Origin of the sequence: Xanthomonas sacchari (assembly GCF_040529065.1) — a bacterium.
GTDB classification, from domain to species: Bacteria; Pseudomonadota; Gammaproteobacteria; order Xanthomonadales; family Xanthomonadaceae; genus Xanthomonas_A; species Xanthomonas_A sacchari.
On sequence record NZ_CP132343.1, the window covers coordinates 1,753,944 to 1,770,709 of the forward strand.

The window sequence follows — 16,766 nt, forward strand, 5'->3', positions numbered from 1 at the left end:
CGATGAATAAAGTCACCCATTACTTCAAGAGCCTGCTGCTGCTCGAGTTGCTCGGCGGCCTGTGGCTGACCTTGAAGTACACGTTCCGTCCCAAGTACACCGTGCTGTACCCGATGGAGAAGTTCCCGCAGTCGCCGCGCTTCCGCGGCCTGCACGCGCTGCGCCGCTATCCCAACGGAGAAGAGCGCTGCATCGCCTGCAAGCTGTGCGAGGCGGTGTGCCCGGCGCTGGCGATCACCATCGACTCGACCAAGCGCGAGGACGGTACCCGCCGCACCACGCGCTACGACATCGACCTGTTCAAGTGCATCTACTGCGGTTTCTGCGAGGAAAGCTGCCCGGTGGATTCGATCGTGGAGACCCAGGTGCTGGAGTACCACTTCGAGAAGCGCGGCGAGAACATCGTCACCAAGCCGCAGTTGCTGGCGATCGGAGACCGGCTCGAGGCCGAGATCGCCGAGCGCCGCGCTGCCGACGCTCCCTTCCGCTGAGGTTCCGAAATGGATTGGGTCAATATCGCTTTCTGGATCTTCGCCACCATCGCCGCGGTCGCCGCCGGCGCGGTGATCAGCGTGCGCAACCCCGTGTATGCGGTGCTGTGCCTGATCCTGACGTTCTTCTCCATCGCCTGCGTGTGGCTGCTGGTGGGCGCCGAGTTCCTTGGCGTGACCCTGGTGCTGGTCTACGTCGGCGCGGTCATGGTGCTGTTCCTGTTCGTGGTGATGATGCTGGACATCGACACCGCCCGCCTGCGCGAAGGCTGGGTGCGCTACCTGCCGGTCGGCCTGGTGGTCGCGGTGGCGATGCTGGTGCAGATGGTCACCTTGATCGGGGTCAAGGCGCGCAGCGCCGCGCCGTTCCCGGCCGACAACGCAGCGGCCCAGGCCGCCGACACCTCCAACATCACCTGGCTGGCCAAGACCCTGTTCACCCAGTTCCTGCTGCCGTTCGAGTTCGCCGCGATCATCCTGACCGTGGCGGTCGTGGCCGCGGTGATGCTGACCCTGCGCAAGCGCACCGGCATCAAGACCCAGAACCCGGGCGACCAGTCGCGGGTCAAGGCCAGCGACCGTCTGCGCATGATCAAGATGGACGCCGAGAAGCCCACGCTCCACACCCCGCCGGCATCGCAGGAGGGCCAGCCATGATCTCCCTAGGCCATCTGCTGGCGCTCGGCGCGGCGCTGTTCTGCATCGCCCTGGCCGGCATCTTCCTCAACCGCAAGAACGTCATCGTGTTGCTGATGTCGATCGAGCTGATGCTGCTGTCGGTCAACATCAACTTCGTCGCCTTCTCGCGCGAGCTCGGCGACGCCGCCGGCCAGTTGTTCGTGTTCTTCATCCTGACCGTGGCCGCGGCCGAAGCCGCCATCGGCCTCGCGATCCTGGTGACGCTGTTCCGTACCCGCCACACGATCAACGTGGCCGAAGTCGATTCGCTGAAGGGCTGACCTGCAGATGGAAATTACGCTCTCCAAGAGTCTGCTGATCGCGGTGGTGCTGGCCCCGCTGGTCGGCAGCATCATCGCCGGCCTGTTCGGCCGCCAGGTCGGCCGCAAGGGCGCGCAGTTCGCCACCATCCTCGGCGTTGCGGTCAGCTGCGCGCTGTCGTGCTGGACCCTGTACCAGCTGGTCGGGCAGGGCGCTTCGCCGTTCAACCAGAACCTCTACACCTTCTTCGAGGTCGGCAACTACTCGGCCCACGTCGGCTTCATGGTCGACCGCCTGACCGCGATGATGATGGTGGTGGTGACCTTCGTGTCGCTGCTGGTGCACATCTACACTATCGGCTACATGGCCGACGACCCGGGCTACCAGCGCTTCTTCAGCTACATCTCGCTGTTCACCTTCTCGATGCTGAGCCTGGTGATGAGCAACAACTTCCTGCAGCTGTTCTTCGGCTGGGAAGCGGTGGGCCTGGTGTCGTACCTGCTGATCGGCTTCTGGTTCAAGCGCCCGACCGCGGTGTTCGCCAACATGAAGGCGTTCCTGGTCAATCGCGTCGGCGACTTCGGCTTCCTGCTCGGCATCGCATTGGTGCTGTACGTGTTCGGCACCCTCGACTACTCGATGGTGTTCGCCAATGCCACCGGCATGGTCGGCGGTACCATCACCGTGTGGACCGGTTCCATCCCCGTCCCGTTCAGTGCGGAGGTCGTCCACCTGACCGATCCGTGGGTCTGGTCGGTGCCGACGATGATCTGCATCTGCCTGTTCATCGGCGCCATGGGCAAGTCGGCGCAGGTGCCGCTGCATGTGTGGCTGCCTGACTCGATGGAAGGCCCGACCCCGATCTCGGCGCTGATTCACGCCGCGACCATGGTCACCGCGGGCATCTTCATGGTGGCGCGCATGTCGCCGCTGTTCGAGCTGTCGCAGACCGCGCTGAACTTCGTGCTCTTCATCGGCGCCACCACCGCCTTCTTCACCGGCCTGATCGGCATCGTGCAGAACGACATCAAGCGCGTGGTCGCGTACTCGACGCTGTCGCAGCTGGGCTACATGACCGTGGCGCTGGGCGTGTCGGCGTACTCGGCGGCGGTGTTCCACCTGATGACCCATGCCTTCTTCAAGGCGCTGCTGTTCCTGGCGGCCGGCTCGGTGATCATCGGCATGCACCACGAGCAGGACATGCGCAAGATGGGCGGCCTGCGCAAGTACATGCCGATCACCTACTGGACCAGTGTGATCGGCACCCTGGCGCTGGTCGGCACCCCGTTCTTCGCCGGCTTCTATTCCAAGGACACGATCATCGAGGCGGCCCAGCTCCACGCCGAGGGTGCCCCGTTCTGGAGCATCGCCAACTACGGCTACATGGCCGTGCTGGGTGGCGTGCTGATCACCAGCTTCTACAGCTTCCGCCTGCTGTTCCTCACCTTCCACGGCAAGGAGCGCTTCCGCGACGCGCATGCGCATGACGTGCACGCCCACCACGACAGCGCCCACACCGACGCCGAGGCGCAGTCCCACGCGCACGATGCGCACGACGCGCATGCGCATGACGACCACCATGGTCATCATGGCGCGCACGAACCGCACGAGTCGCCGTGGGTGGTGACGGTGCCGCTGATCCTGCTGGCGATCCCGTCGATCGCGATCGGCTTCTTCACCATCGGCCCGATGCTGTTCGGCACCGACTGGGCAGGGCACCACGCCGCCGTGGCGATCAAGGGCCAGGCGGTCAGCTTCTTCACCGGCATCGTCGATTTCTACGATCCGGCGCGCGACACCGTCGGCGCGTTGGCCGAGGAATTCCATGGCCCGATCAAGTTCGCGCTGCACGGCCTCTACCAGGTACCGTTCTTCCTGACCCTGGCCGGCTTCGCCCTGGCCTGGATCCTGTACCTGTGGAAGCCGGAACTGGCGGCGAAGGCGCGCAAGACCTTCTCGCTGCCGGTGTGGATCCTCGAGAACAAGTACGGTTTCGACAAGCTCTGGATCGGCGGTTTCGCCGGCGGCGGCGTGCGCCTGGGCAAGGCGTCGCGCGCGGTGGATACGCATGTCGTGGACGGCGTCATGGTCAACGGCACCGCGCGCGTGATCGACCTGGCGGCCAACCTGCTGCGTCGCACGCAATCCGGTTTCCTCTATCACTACGCCTTCGCGATGATCGTCGGTCTCATTGCCCTGCTGGGCGTGCTGATGCATTTCTGGCGTTGACCTGTACGGAATAAGAACACGTGTCGAACTGGCCTCTACTCTCCATCCTGATCTGGCTGCCGATCATCGGCGGCGCCCTGGTGCTCGCCGTGCGTGACGCGCGTGCGGCGCGCTGGGCGTCGCTGCTGGTGGCGTTGCTGACCTTCGCGCTCAGCGTGCCGCTGCTTACCGGTTTCGACTACACCAGCGGCGCGCTGCAGTTCGTCGAGACCCACGCCTGGATCCCGGCGTACGACATCGGCTACAACCTCGGTGCCGACGGCATCGCGGTGGCGCTGATCGTGCTGACCACGCTGATCACGGTGCTGGCGCTGATCGGCGCCTGGGCCTCGATCGACAAGCGCGTCAACCAGTACGTGGCGGCGTTCCTGATCCTGGAAGGCGTCACCGTCGGCATCTTCGCCGCCACCGACGCGATGCTGTTCTACGTGTTCTTCGAGGCGATGCTGATCCCGATGTTCCTGATCATCGGCATCTGGGGCGGCCCACGCCGCATCTACGCCGCGGTCAAGTTCTTCCTGTACACCTTCCTCGGCTCGGTGCTGATGCTGGTCGGGTTGATCTACCTGTACCTGAAGGGCGGCAGCTTCCAGCTCGCCGACCTGTACCAGCTCTCGCTCACGTCCAAGGAGCAGACCTGGCTGTTCTTCGCCTTCCTGATCGCCTTCGCGGTCAAGGTGCCGATGTTCCCGGTGCATACCTGGCTTCCGGACGCGCACGTGGAAGCGCCGACCGCCGGTTCGGTGATCCTGGCGGCGATCGCGCTGAAGATCGGCGGTTACGGTTTCCTGCGCTTCAACCTGCCGATCCTGCCTGACGCCAGCAACCAGTTGGCGTGGCTGGTGATCGCGCTGTCGCTGATCGCGGTGATCTACGTCGGCCTGGTCGCGCTGGTCCAGGACGACATGAAGAAGCTGATCGCGTACTCGTCGATCGCGCACATGGGCTTCGTCACCCTCGGCGCCTTCGTCGCCTTCGCCCTGGTCGGATCCGGCAGCGGCGACGCCGCGCAGCTGGCGCTGCAGGGCTCGATGGTGCAGATGATTTCGCACGGCTTCGTCTCCGGCGCGATGTTCTCGTGCGTGGGCGTGCTGTACGACCGCATGCACACCCGCCGCATCGCCGACTACGGCGGCGTGGCCAACGTGATGCCGTGGTTCGCTGCGTTCGCGATGCTGTTCTTCATGGCCAATGCCGGCTTGCCGGGCACCAGCGGGTTCGTGGGCGAGTTCATGGTGATCCTGGCCAGCTTCCAGTCGCATCCGCTGCAGGCATTCGGTGCGGCGACCACGCTGGTGATCGGCGCGGCCTACACGTTGTGGCTCTACAAGCGCGTGTTCTTCGGCGAAGTCGCCAATGCGCACGTGGCCGAGCTGAAGGACATCAACGGCCGCGAGGCGCTGGTGCTGGGCGTGTTCGCGCTCGGCGTGCTGGCCCTGGGCCTGTATCCGAAGCCGTTGACCGACCTGATGGAGCCCTCGATCGCGAAGCTGGCGGCGCAGATCGCCACCAGCAAGCTGTAAGCGGCCGTCGAGCGTATTGATTCCAGAGATTTGATGATGACCACCCCTGCGCTGCTGCCTCTGACCACCGTCGACCTGCCGCCCCTGCTGCCCGAGCTGGTGCTGACCGCCGGTGCCTTCTTCCTGCTGATGCTCGATCTGTTCATCAGCGAGCGCAACAAGGCCTGGACCCACATCGTGTCGGTGGCGATCCTGATCGCGGTGTTCGCGATGCTGCTGGCCGGCGTGGGCGGGCAGGGCGAGGTGTTCCAGGGCATGTTCGTGCGCGACGCCGCCGCCGACGTGATGAAGACGGTGATCGTCGGCCTCAGCGCGCTGACCCTGATCTACGGCTGGAGCTACCTGCGCGAGCGCAAGCTGTACCAGGGCGAGATCCCGGTGCTGGTGCTGTTCGCCACGGTCGGCATGATGATCCTGGTCTCGGCCGGCAGCCTGCTGATGGTCTATCTGGGCCTGGAACTGCTGGCGCTGTGCTCCTACGCGCTGGTGGCCTCCAACCGCGACAACGGCATGGCCACCGAAGCGGCGATGAAGTACATCGTGCTCGGTTCGCTGGCTTCCGGCCTGCTGCTGTACGGCATGTCGCTGATCTACGGCGCCACCGGCACACTGAGCCTGAGCGGCATCCACGAGGCGATCGGCAACGGCCGCGAGCACATGCTGCTGCTGACCGGCACCGTGTTCATGATCGCCGGCGTCGCCTTCAAGCTCGGCGCCGCGCCGTTCCACATGTGGCTGCCGGACGTCTACCAGGGTGCCCCGGCGCCGATCGCGCTGTTCATCAGCTCGGCCTCCAAGCTGGCCGCGTTCGGCATGGCCTACCGCCTGCTGGAAGTGGGCGTGGGTCCGCTGGCGGCGCAGTGGCACTGGGTGATCGGCGGCCTGGCGGCGCTGTCGCTGGTGGTCGGCAACCTGATGGCGGTGGCGCAGAGCAACCTCAAGCGCATGCTGGCGTACTCGACGGTCTCGCACATCGGCTTCCTGCTGCTCGGCGTGGCCGGCGGCGGCGAGCGCGGCTATGCGGCGGCGCTGTTCTATGCGATCTGCTACGCGGTGATGTCCACCGCCTCGTTCGGCGCGATCATCGCGCTGTCGCGCAAGGGCTTCGAGGCCGAGAACATCGACGACTTCAAGGGCCTGAACGCGCGCAACCCGTGGATGGCGCTGCTGGTGCTGTGCATCATGGCGTCGTTGGCCGGTGTGCCGCCGTTCCTGGGCTTCTGGGCCAAGCTGGCTGTGCTGGGCGCGGTGGTCGCGGTGCCGGATCAGAACCTGTGGTGGACCGGCCTGGCCGTGCTGTCGGTGCTGTGCGCGGTGATCGGCGCGTTCTACTACCTGCGCGTGATCAAGGTGATGTATTTCGACGAGCCGGTCGGTACGCCGCTGCCGGCCAACGACGACCGCGTGCTGGGTGTGGCGCTGGGCGTAAACGCGCTGGGCCTGCTGGCCTTCGGTCTGGCCTGGAGCCCGCTGATGGCGTGGTGTCAGCGCGCCTTCGCGCACCTGGCCTGATCGCGAAATTCGCGGGTTTCCCGCTGCTTCCGCCAACGCCGCCGCAAGGCGGCGTTGGCGTTTTAGCATTTGGCGATGCGATTGCTGTTTCGTTTTCCATCGCGTGCGGTTATCATGGCGTCCTTCGATCGGCAGCGTCGCTACCGCATCGAGATGAAAATCAGGGCTTGCAATCGACGCACTGATTCTTCATAATTCCGCTTCTGCTGCGGGGTGGAGCAGTCTGGCAGCTCGTCGGGCTCATAACCCGAAGGTCGCAGGTTCAAATCCTGCCCCCGCTACCATCTTTGTCTGCAGCGGCAACCAGTGCATCGGTTGTCTGCGGCAGGAAAGTTTGGGCTTCGCGATGACGCATGTTCCCGTCGTCGCAACCGGAATCCAGCGTGACCGGAGTTTTACCGGACAAGGGGCCCAGAGGGCCCTTTGTCGTTTCCGGGGTCCGGGAAATGCACGCAACGACTCTTCAACTCTTTCAGATGCAAGGCAGGCTGTGAGCGACAAGGCAAACGAAATCGCGACTCTGCTGGGCCCGACCGTGGACGCGTTGGGCCTGGAACTGCTGGGCGCGGAATACCTGCCGGCCCCCGGCGGCGCCACGCTGCGCCTGTACATCGACGTGCCGCTGGCCGAGCAGCCCGAACGCGTGGTCAACATCGACGATTGCGAGCGGGTCAGCCGCGAGGTCTCGGCGCAACTGGACGTGGAAGACCCGATCAGCGGCAACTACACGCTGGAAGTGTCCTCGCCGGGCGTGGACCGGCCGCTGTTCAGCGCCGAACAGTTTTCCCGCCACCTCGGCGAATCGGCCAAGGTGGTGCTGAAGCTGCCGCAGCAGGGCCGTCGTCGCCTGCAGGGGCGCATCGTGCAGGCCGACGCCGCTGCCGGCCGCATCACCTTCGAGGTCGATGGCGCCGAACTGGCGGTGGACTTCGACAACATCGACAAGGCGCGGATCATGCCCGACTGGGCGGCGCTGGGTCTGGCGCCGACCAAGCCGGGCAAGGGCCCGAAGCCGGCCGGCAAGAACGCAAAATCCAATAAGAAACCATCCAACGAACCGGCGGCCGACGAGGCTGCGCGCGGAGCGAAAGAATGAGCAAGGAACTGTTGCTGGTAGTCGACGCGGTGGCCAACGAGAAGGGCGTGCCGCGCGAAGTGATCTTCGACGCGATCGAGGCCGCCTTGGCGTCGGCGGCGAAGAAGCGCTACCCCGACCAGGACGTGCTGACGCGCGTCACCATCGACCACAAGGACGGCACCTACGAGACCTTCCGGCGCTGGGAAGTGGTGGCCGACGACGTGGTGATGGAGTCGCCCGACCGGCAGATCCGCCTGATGGACGCGGTCGACGAGGCCGAGGGCGTGGACGTCGGCGACTACATCGAAGAGCAGATCGAGAATCCGGACTTCGGCCGCATCGCCGCGCAGGCCGCCAAGCAGGTGATCGTGCAGCGCGTGCGCGAGGCCGAGCGCCAGCAGGTGGTGGACGCGTGGAAGGATCGCGTCGGCGAGCTGGTCACCGGCGTGGTCAAGCGCGCCGAGCGCGGCAACATCTACGTGGACCTGGGCGGCAACGCCGAGGCCTTCATCCCCAAGGACAAGGGCATTCCGCGCGACGTGCTGCGCGCCGGCGACCGCGTGCGCGGCTACCTGGCCGAAGTGCGTTCGGAGCCGCGCGGCCCGCAGCTGTTCATCAGCCGCGCCGCGCCGGAATTCATGATCGAGCTGTTCAAGCTGGAAGTGCCGGAAGTGGGCCAGGGCCTGGTCGAGATCAAGGCCTGCGCACGCGATCCGGGCGACCGCGCCAAGATCGCGGTGCTGGCGCACGACACCCGCACCGATCCGATCGGCGCCTGCATCGGCATGCGCGGGTCGCGCGTGCAGGCGGTGTCCAACGAGCTCAACGGCGAGCGCGTGGACATCGTGCTGTGGAACGACAACCCGGCCAACTTCGTCATCAACGCGATGGCGCCGGCCGAGGTGCAGTCGATCATCGTCGATGAAGAAAAGCACTCGATGGACCTGGCGGTGGCGGAAGACCGCCTGGCCCAGGCGATCGGCAAGGGCGGCCAGAACGTGCGCCTGGCCAGCCGCCTGACCGGCTGGCAGCTCAACGTGATGACCGCCGAGCAGGTCGCGGCCAAGTCCGAGGCCGAGCAGGCCGTGGCCCGCCAGCTGTTCATGGACAAGCTGGAAGTGGACGAGGAGATCGCCGCGATCCTGGTCGCCGAGGGCTTCAACTCGGTCGAGGAAATCGCCTACGTGCCGGTCGGCGAGTTGCTTGCGGTGGAAGGTTTCGACGAGGACATCGTCGAGGAACTGCGCGCGCGTGCCCGCGACGCGCTGCTCAACGAGGCGCTGGCCGCCGAGGAGAGCGACGACGACGGCGTGCCGGCGGCGGACCTGCTGTCGCTGCCGGGCATGGACGAGGGCACCGCCTACGCGTTGGCCAGCCATGGCGTGCGCACCAGCGAGGACCTGTCGGATCTGGCTGCCGACGAAATCCTCGAGTTCGGCATCGAGGACCTGGACAAGGACCGCGCCGCGGCCCTGATCCTGGCCGCCCGCGCCGAGGAGATCGCCCGCCTGGAGCGCGGCGAATGAGTCAGCGATGAATGCCGCCCTGACCCGATCAGGGCTTAGAATCCGCGCTACCTTCGCACGCGGCGAGGGGGCGCCAACCAGATCATAGGATCCGAATGTCGCAGCAAACCACCATCCGCAAGCTGGCCGAACTGGTGAACACGCCGGTCGAGAAACTGCTGGTTCAACTGGCCGACGCCGGGATGAAGTTCAGCGGTCCCGACCAGGTCGTCACCAGCACCGAAAAGATGAAGCTGCTGGGCTTCCTGCGCCGTACCCACGGCAAGACCGACAAGCCGGTCGAGGAAGAGGCTCAGGCGGCGCCGAAGAAGATCACCCTGAACCGGCGCAAGCTGCAGGAAGTGACGGTCAGCGCCGGGCGCAGCAAGACCACGGTCAACGTCGAGGTCCGGCAGAAGCGCACCTACGTGAAGTCGGCCGAGGACTTGGCCGCCGAGCGTGCGGCGCCGTCCGCGGGCGGACGGGTGGACGACGAGCGCGCCGAGATCCTGCGCAAGCTGGAGGAATCCAAGCAGCGCAACCTGGCCGAACAGCAGAAGCTCGCCGAGCAGGACCGGGCGCGCGCCGAGGAAATCGAGCGCAAGCGCAAGGCCGAGCAGGAAGCGCGCGAGCGCGCCGAGGCCGAGCAACGCGCGGCCCAGGCCGCGCTGGAAGCCGAGTCGGCACCGCCGGCCGCGGCCCCGTCCGCGCCTGCCGCCGACCGCAACGCCGCCGCTGCGCCGCGCGCGTCGCGCCCGGCCGTGGCGCCGCGTCCGGCCGGTGCCGCGCATCCGGCCAAGCCGGCGGCGCCGCGCAGCGACGATCGCAACAACGCTGCCAACAAGCACAAGACCCGCGGCTCGCACGTGATGGTCGCCGGGGTCGAGGACGACGACAGCACCAGCCGCTTCGCCGGCCAGTTGCACCTGTCCGCGGCAGACCGCGCGCGCCGTTCCAACGTGCGCGGCAAGCCGCGCGGCGGCAGCCACAGCGGTGGCCGTCGCCAGGCCGAACCGTCGCGCAGCGGCGGCGGCGCGCACGGCTTCGAACGTCCGACCGCACCGGTGGTGCGCGAAGTGGCGATCGGCGACACCATCACCGTGGCCGACCTGGCGCAGAAGCTCGCGCTGAAGGGCGGCGACGTGGTCAAGGCGCTGTTCAAGATGGGCGTGATGGCCACCATCACCCAGTCCATCGACCACGACACCGCCGCGCTGGTCACCGAGGAACTCGGCCACAAGCCGGTGCGTGCCGGCAGTGCCGACGCCGAGGACGCGCTGCTGGCGCACACCGAGGACGCGCAGGGCGAGAAGCTGCCGCGGCCGCCGGTGGTCACCATCATGGGCCACGTCGACCACGGCAAGACCTCGCTGCTGGACTACATCCGCCGCACCAAGGTCGCCTCCGGCGAAGCCGGCGGCATCACTCAGCACATCGGTGCCTACCACGTCGAGACCGACCGCGGCGTCATCAGCTTCCTGGATACCCCGGGCCATGCCGCGTTCACCTCGATGCGCGCGCGCGGCGCCAAGCTCACCGACATCGTGGTGCTGGTGGTCGCGGCCGACGACGGCGTGATGCCGCAGACGGTCGAGGCGGTCAAGCATGCGAAGGCGGCCGGCGTGCCGCTGATCGTGGCGGTCAACAAGATCGACAAGTCCGGCGCCGATCCGCTGCGGGTCAAGAACGAACTGCTGGCGCAGGACGTGGTCGCCGAGGAATTCGGTGGCGACACCCAGTTCGTCGAACTCTCGGCCAAGACCGGCCAGGGCATCGACGTGCTGCTGGACGCGATCTCGCTGCAGGCCGAAGTGCTGGAACTGCGGGCGGTGGCCGAAGGCCGCGCCAGCGGCGTGGTGATCGAGTCCTCGCTGGACAAGGGCCGCGGCCCGGTGGCGACGGTGCTGGTGCAGCAGGGCGCGCTGAAGAAGGGCGACTACCTGGTGTGCGGCATCCAGTACGGCCGCGTGCGTGCGCTGTTCGACGAGACCGGCAAGCAGCCCGATTCGGCGGGTCCGTCGATCCCGGTGCAGGTGCTGGGCCTGTCCGGCGTGCCGGATGCCGGCGACGACTTCGTGGTCGTCGACGACGAGCGCCTGGCCAAGGACGTGGCGCAGCAGCGCGAGACCAAGCGCCGCGAGTCGCGCCTGGTGTCCTCGGCGGGCAGCCGCATGGAAGACATCATGTCGCAGCTCGGCAAGGGCGAAGGCCAGCTGTCGCTGAACCTGGTGATCAAGGCCGACGTGCAGGGTTCGGTGGAAGCGCTGAAGCAGTCGCTGACCGCGCTGTCCAACGAGCAGATCCGCATCAACGTGATCCACTCCGGCGTGGGCGGCATCACCGAGTCCGATGCGAATTCGGCGCTGGCGTCCAAGGCCACGGTGATCGGCTTCAACGTGCGTGCCGACGCCTCGGCGCGGCGCATCATCGAGACCAACGGCATCGACCTGCGTTACTTCTCGATCATCTACGACGTGATCGACCAGGTGAAGCAGGTGGCGTCCGGCCTGCTGGGCGTGGAGATCCGCGAAGAGATCATCGGTGTCGCTCAGGTGCGCGACGTGTTCCGCAGCTCCAAGTTCGGCGCCGTCGCCGGCTGCATGGTCGTGGAGGGCGTGGTCAAGCGCAACAAGCCGATCCGCGTGCTGCGCGACAACACCGTGGTGTTCGAGGGCGAGCTGGAATCGCTGCGTCGCTTCAAGGAGAACGTCGACGAAGTGCGCAACGGCACCGAGTGCGGTATCGGCGTGAAGGCCTACAACGACGTCAAGGCCGGCGACCAGATCGAGTGCTTCGAGCGCATCGAAGTGCAGCGCACGCTTTAAGAGCTGGGATTCGGGAATCGGGATTGGGGATTCGTAAAAGCGGTGCGCCACGTGCGTGCCGCTTTTGCGAGTCTCTCCCGATCCGGTCTTTGCAAAAGAGAGAGCTTCAGTCATGCCCACCAAATCCTTTCACCGTACCGATCGTGTGTCCGCGCAGATTCGGCGCGACCTCGGCACGATCGTGCATGCGGCCGTGCGCGATCATGGCCTGCCGTCGGTCAGCGTGTCCGATGTCGAGGTCACCCGCGATCTGGCCCATGCCAAGGTGTTCGTCACCGCGCTGATGCAGGAACGCTCGGCCGAGGCGGTCAAGGGCCTGAAGGAACTGGCGCCGCAGCTGCGCAGCGAGCTGGCGCGGGCGATGAAGCTGCGCCACGTGCCCGAACTGCATTTCCACTACGACGATTCGGTCGATCGCGGCGAGCGCATCGACAATCTGCTGCGCGACATGCCGGAACTGCAGCAGGCGCAGGACGACGACGGCCATGCCGCCGACGACGGCGACACGGCGCCGCGCAAGGACTGAGTCCGCTGCCGACGCCGTGGCGTCGGCGTCCAGTGTTTGAGTGCGGGCGCCGAATGCGAGCGCCCGTTTCGCCGTCGCGATCGCGGCGCTTTTTCATCCGTCTGGCGTCACGCTGTTCCATGCGTGCCGTTCGCCCGCGCCATGCCGGGGTCGGATCCGCCAATCCCGAATCCCCAATCCCCAATCCCAACCCCCATGCCCGTCTTCGGCCCGCGCCTGCCTCGTATCGTCTTCCGTCGTCTCGATGGCATCGTGCTGCTCGACAAGCCGATCGGCATGAGTTCCAACGCGGCGCTGCAGGCGGCGCGGCGGCTGTTCCGTGCGGAGAAGGGCGGTCACACCGGCAGCCTGGATCCGCTCGCCACCGGCCTGCTGCCGCTGTGCTTCGGCGAGGCGACCAAGCTGGCCGGGCTGCTGCTCGGCTCGGCCAAGGCCTACGAAGCGGAGGTCGTGCTCGGCGTCACCACCGACAGCGACGATGCTGAGGGCGCGGTGCTGCGCACCCGGCCGGTGCCGCCGCTGGACGCAGCGACCCTGGAGGCGGCGCTGGCACCGCTGCGCGGGCGCATCCGCCAGCGCGCGCCGATCTACTCGGCGCTCAAGCAGGGCGGCGAACCGCTGTATGTCAAGGCGCGCCGCGGCGAGGCGATCGAGGCGCCCGAGCGCGAGGTCGAGGTGCATGCGATCGACGTGCTCGCGCATGCCGGCGACCGCCTGCGCCTGCACGTGGCCTGCGGGTCCGGCACCTATATCCGCAGCCTGGCCCGCGACCTGGGCGAGGCGCTGGGCTGCGGCGCGCATATCGCTGCGCTGCGGCGGCTGTGGGTGGAACCGTTCCGCAACCCGCAGATGGTCACCCTGGAGCATCTGCAGCACTTGGCCACGCAGGATCCGGCGGCACTGGACGCGCTGGTGCTGCCGCTGGCCGCGGGCCTGGCCGATTTCCCGCCGCTGCGCCTGGAGCATGCTGCGGCGCAGCGCTTCCGCATGGGCCAGCGCCTGCGCGATCCGGCCTGGGCGCCCGGCCTTGCCGCGGTGTTCGACGCCGACGGCGTCCCGCTGGGCCTGGGCCAGGTCGATGCGAGCGGGCTGCTGGCGCCGCAGCGCATGTTCAATCCGTGACCGCAAGACGGCCGCGGCGGACCGTGCCTGACTGTCGTTCAGTCATGACGCTGTCTTAACACCTTGTTCCTCCGGGCCGGGGCCGGTACAATTTCGCGGCCTTTCCGGCACGCTGCGCTCCGGCGCAATCCTTCGCAATCGGCGAGCCAGGCGGTGCGTCCTCTGCACGTTCCTGCCGGCCCCGCATCTCAGAGAAAAAACCTCATGTCCATCGACACCCAGAAAGTCATCGAAGAAAACAAACGCGGCGCTGCCGACACCGGTTCGCCGGAAGTGCAGGTCGCCCTGCTGACCGCCCGCATCGAGCTGCTGACCGGCCACTTCAAGACCCACAAGAAGGATCACCACAGCCGTCGCGGCCTGCTGCAGATGGTCAACCGCCGCCGCAGCCTGCTCGACTATCTGAAGAAGAAGGATGGCGAGCGCTACAAGGCGCTGATCGAGAAGCTCGGCCTGCGTCGCTGAGTCAACGAACCCCACCGCGGCGCAGCGATGCGCCGCGGTTTTGTTTTGGGTAGTACCGTGGCCCGGGGATCGCTCCGCGCCACCGGCCGGATCCTCCCGGCCACCCGCCAGCGGCATGGGCCGTCAGCGGTCCATTTGCAGACAGAATCATCCAAGGAAACCCCGTGGCAAAAATCACCAAAACCTTCCAGTACGGCAAGCACACCGTCACCCTCGAAACCGGCGAGATCGCCCGCCAGGCCGGCGGCGCCGTCATCGTCAAGATGGACGACACCGTACTGCTGGTCACCGCCGTCGCCGCCAAGAGCGCGCGCGAAGGTCAGGACTTCTTCCCGCTGACGGTCGACTATCAGGAGAAGTTCTACGCCGGCGGCCGCATCCCCGGCGGCTTCTTCAAGCGCGAGGGCCGTGCGACCGAGAAGGAGACGCTGATTTCGCGTCTGATCGACCGTCCGATCCGTCCGCTGTTCCCGGAGGATTACAAGAACGAAGTGCAGATCATCGCCACGGTGATGTCGATGAACCCGGACATCGACGGCGACATCGCCGCGCTGATCGGCGCCTCGGCCGCCCTGTCGCTGGCCGGCACCCCGTTCAAGGGCCCGATCGGCGCCGCCAAGGTGGGTTACAAGAACGGCGAATACATCCTCAACCCGACCGTGTCGGACCTGAAGGATTCGCAGCTGGAGCTGGTCGTCGCCGGTACCGCCAACGCGGTGCTGATGGTCGAGTCCGAAGCCGCGCTGCTGTCGGAAGAAGTGATGCTGGGCGCGGTCACCTTCGGCCATCGCGAGATGCAGAAGGTCATCAACGCGATCAACGAGCTGACCGTCGAAGCCGGCACCAAGCCGTCCGAGTGGGTCGCCCCGTCCAAGAACGAGGCCATGATCGCCGCGCTGAAGGAAGCCGTCGGCGAGCAGCTGGCCGCCGCGTTCCAGGTGCGCGACAAGCTGCAGCGCCGCGACGCCATCGCCGCGATCAAGAAGGATGTGCTGGCGCAGCTGGCGCCGCGCGCCACCGCCGAGAACTGGGTCGCCGCCGACCTGGCCAAGGAATTCGGCGAGCTGGAATACCAGACCATGCGCGGTTCGGTGCTGAGCACCAAGGTGCGCATCGACGGCCGTGCGCTGGACACCGTGCGTCCGATCAGCGTGCAGGCCGGCGTGCTGCCGCGTACCCACGGCTCGGCGCTGTTCACCCGCGGCGAGACCCAGGCGATCGTGGTCACCACGCTGGGCACCGCCCGCGACGGCCAGGTGATCGACGCGGTTTCCGGCGAGTACAAGGAAAACTTCCTGTTCCACTACAACTTCCCCCCCTACTCGGTGGGCGAGTGCGGCCGCTTCGGCGCGCCCAAGCGTCGCGAAATCGGCCACGGCCGCCTCGCCAAGCGCGGCGTGCTGGCGGTGATGCCGACCATGGAAGAGTTCCCGTACACCATCCGCGTGGTCTCGGAAATCACCGAATCCAACGGCTCCTCGTCGATGGCCTCGGTCTGCGGTTCGTCGCTGGCGCTGATGGACGCCGGCGTGCCGGTGAAGGCGCCGGTGGCCGGTATCGCCATGGGCCTGGTGAAGGAAGGCAACGACTTCGTGGTGCTGTCGGACATCCTGGGCGATGAAGATCACCTGGGCGACATGGACTTCAAGGTCGCCGGTACCGCCGACGGCGTGTCCGCGCTGCAGATGGACATCAAGATCGAAGGCATCACCGAAGAGATCATGAAGCAGGCCCTGGCGCAGGCGAAGGCCGGCCGTCTGCACATCCTCGGCGAGATGTCCAAGGCGCTGACCACCCCGCGTGCGGAGCTGAGCGACTACGCGCCGCGCCTGCTGACGATCAAGATCCACCCGGACAAGATCCGCGAAGTGATCGGCAAGGGCGGTTCGACCATCCAGGCGATCACCAAGGAAACCGGCACCCAGATCGACATCCAAGACGACGGCACCATCGTCATCGCCTCGGTCAACGCGATCGCCGCGCAGGCGGCCAAGTCGCGCATCGAGCAGATCACCTCGGACGTCGAGCCGGGCCGCATCTACGAAGGCAAGGTCGCCAAGATCATGGACTTCGGCGCGTTCGTGACCATCCTGCCGGGCAAGGACGGCCTGGTGCACGTCTCGCAGATCTCCAGCGAGCGCGTGGAGAAGGTCGGCGACAAGCTGAAGGAAGGCGACGTGGTCAAGGTCAAGGTGCTGGAAGTCGACAAGCAGGGCCGCATCCGTCTGTCGATGAAGGCCGTGGAAGAAGGCGAGGGCGCGTCGGCCGAGTAAGCCGCACGCTGCCAGCGTCGTTCCAGAAAAAAGCGGGCTTCGGCCCGCTTTTTTCTTGCCTGGCGTTTGCACAGCCGCGACGCGGCGTCAAAGGTGACGCCCCGTCGCGGCTGAGGCTGCCCTGCACAGGATGATGGAGCGCCTGACCTGCGGCTCAGCCGAGGCCGTTGGCGATCGCTGGAGAGGGTCTGCAGATGCGCTGACAGCGGCCCAGGGTCGGCGAGGGTGGGTGTCGCGCGCCCGTGGCGCACGCTTCCGTAGGAGCGGCTTCAGCCGCG

Annotated in this window: 13 protein-coding genes and 1 tRNA gene; all 14 read left to right on the forward strand. The window is 66.8% G+C overall.

Going from position 1 to position 16,766, the window contains the following annotated elements; all coding sequences use genetic code 11:
• Positions 1 to 2: 2 nt before the first annotated feature.
• The 14 genes from nuoI to pnp all read left to right on the forward strand — a co-directional run bounded on the left by nuoI (position 3) and on the right by pnp (position 16,488).
• The gene (nuoI, locus tag RAB71_RS07445) at positions 3 to 491 is read left to right on the forward strand and encodes an NADH-quinone oxidoreductase subunit NuoI (RefSeq protein WP_010343013.1); all 489 of its coding nucleotides are present in this window, start codon (positions 3 to 5) and stop codon (positions 489 to 491) included.
• 9 nt (positions 492 to 500) lie between these two features.
• Positions 501 to 1,148, forward strand: coding sequence for an NADH-quinone oxidoreductase subunit J (locus tag RAB71_RS07450; protein ID WP_010343014.1), 648 nt, complete (start codon positions 501 to 503; stop codon positions 1,146 to 1,148).
• Positions 1,145 to 1,450, forward strand: a complete 306-nt coding sequence (nuoK, locus tag RAB71_RS07455; protein WP_010343015.1) for an NADH-quinone oxidoreductase subunit NuoK — start codon at positions 1,145 to 1,147, stop codon at positions 1,448 to 1,450. The genes RAB71_RS07450 and nuoK overlap by 4 nt, the downstream gene beginning before the upstream one ends.
• A gap of 7 nt (positions 1,451 to 1,457) precedes the next feature.
• Positions 1,458 to 3,659, forward strand: a complete 2,202-nt coding sequence (gene nuoL / locus RAB71_RS07460) for an NADH-quinone oxidoreductase subunit L (RefSeq protein ID WP_010343016.1) — start codon at positions 1,458 to 1,460, stop codon at positions 3,657 to 3,659.
• A 20-nt stretch (positions 3,660 to 3,679) separates the two neighbouring features.
• Positions 3,680 to 5,182, forward strand: coding sequence for an NADH-quinone oxidoreductase subunit M (locus RAB71_RS07465; RefSeq protein ID WP_010343018.1), 1,503 nt, complete (start codon positions 3,680 to 3,682; stop codon positions 5,180 to 5,182).
• Positions 5,183 to 5,218: 36 nt separating this feature from the next.
• Positions 5,219 to 6,694, forward strand: a complete 1,476-nt coding sequence (gene nuoN / locus RAB71_RS07470; RefSeq protein WP_010343019.1) for an NADH-quinone oxidoreductase subunit NuoN — start codon at positions 5,219 to 5,221, stop codon at positions 6,692 to 6,694.
• Positions 6,695 to 6,901: 207 nt separating this feature from the next.
• A tRNA-Met gene (locus RAB71_RS07475) sits at positions 6,902 to 6,978 on the forward strand.
• Between the two features lie 206 nt (positions 6,979 to 7,184).
• Positions 7,185 to 7,790: a ribosome maturation factor RimP gene (gene rimP / locus RAB71_RS07480; RefSeq protein WP_010343020.1), complete on the forward strand. Its 606-nt coding sequence runs from the start codon at positions 7,185 to 7,187 to the stop codon at positions 7,788 to 7,790.
• Positions 7,787 to 9,298, forward strand: coding sequence for a transcription termination factor NusA (gene nusA, locus RAB71_RS07485; RefSeq protein ID WP_010343021.1), 1,512 nt, complete (start codon positions 7,787 to 7,789; stop codon positions 9,296 to 9,298). The genes rimP and nusA overlap by 4 nt, the downstream gene beginning before the upstream one ends.
• A 95-nt stretch (positions 9,299 to 9,393) precedes the next feature.
• Positions 9,394 to 12,102: a translation initiation factor IF-2 gene (infB, locus tag RAB71_RS07490; RefSeq protein WP_104609477.1), complete on the forward strand. Its 2,709-nt coding sequence runs from the start codon at positions 9,394 to 9,396 to the stop codon at positions 12,100 to 12,102.
• Between the two features lie 112 nt (positions 12,103 to 12,214).
• Positions 12,215 to 12,628: a 30S ribosome-binding factor RbfA gene (gene rbfA, locus RAB71_RS07495; RefSeq protein WP_010344204.1), complete on the forward strand. Its 414-nt coding sequence runs from the start codon at positions 12,215 to 12,217 to the stop codon at positions 12,626 to 12,628.
• A 195-nt stretch (positions 12,629 to 12,823) separates the two neighbouring features.
• The gene (gene truB / locus RAB71_RS07500) at positions 12,824 to 13,750 is read left to right on the forward strand and encodes a tRNA pseudouridine(55) synthase TruB (protein ID WP_010344205.1); all 927 of its coding nucleotides are present in this window, start codon (positions 12,824 to 12,826) and stop codon (positions 13,748 to 13,750) included.
• Positions 13,751 to 13,954: 204 nt separating this feature from the next.
• Positions 13,955 to 14,215 carry a 30S ribosomal protein S15 gene (rpsO, locus tag RAB71_RS07505; protein ID WP_003467392.1) on the forward strand — a complete coding sequence of 87 codons (261 nt, stop codon included), beginning with the start codon at positions 13,955 to 13,957 and terminating at the stop codon, positions 14,213 to 14,215.
• Between the two features lie 164 nt (positions 14,216 to 14,379).
• Positions 14,380 to 16,488 carry a polyribonucleotide nucleotidyltransferase gene (pnp, locus tag RAB71_RS07510; RefSeq protein WP_010344206.1) on the forward strand — a complete coding sequence of 703 codons (2,109 nt, stop codon included), beginning with the start codon at positions 14,380 to 14,382 and terminating at the stop codon, positions 16,486 to 16,488.
• Positions 16,489 to 16,766: the final 278 nt, after the last annotated feature.

Coding starts and splice junctions, on each gene's coding strand:
- infB (WP_104609477.1), top strand. CDS start 9,394: ATGTCGCAGCAAACCACCATCCGCAAGCTGGCCGAACTGGTGAACACG.
- rbfA (WP_010344204.1), top strand. CDS start 12,215: ATGCCCACCAAATCCTTTCACCGTACCGATCGTGTGTCCGCGCAGATT.
- nuoK (WP_010343015.1), top strand. CDS start 1,145: ATGATCTCCCTAGGCCATCTGCTGGCGCTCGGCGCGGCGCTGTTCTGC.
- rpsO (WP_003467392.1), top strand. CDS start 13,955: ATGTCCATCGACACCCAGAAAGTCATCGAAGAAAACAAACGCGGCGCT.
- nuoN (WP_010343019.1), top strand. CDS start 5,219: ATGACCACCCCTGCGCTGCTGCCTCTGACCACCGTCGACCTGCCGCCC.
- nusA (WP_010343021.1), top strand. CDS start 7,787: ATGAGCAAGGAACTGTTGCTGGTAGTCGACGCGGTGGCCAACGAGAAG.
- nuoL (WP_010343016.1), top strand. CDS start 1,458: ATGGAAATTACGCTCTCCAAGAGTCTGCTGATCGCGGTGGTGCTGGCC.
- nuoI (WP_010343013.1), top strand. CDS start 3: ATGAATAAAGTCACCCATTACTTCAAGAGCCTGCTGCTGCTCGAGTTG.
- truB (WP_010344205.1), top strand. CDS start 12,824: ATGCCCGTCTTCGGCCCGCGCCTGCCTCGTATCGTCTTCCGTCGTCTC.
- RAB71_RS07450 (WP_010343014.1), top strand. CDS start 501: ATGGATTGGGTCAATATCGCTTTCTGGATCTTCGCCACCATCGCCGCG.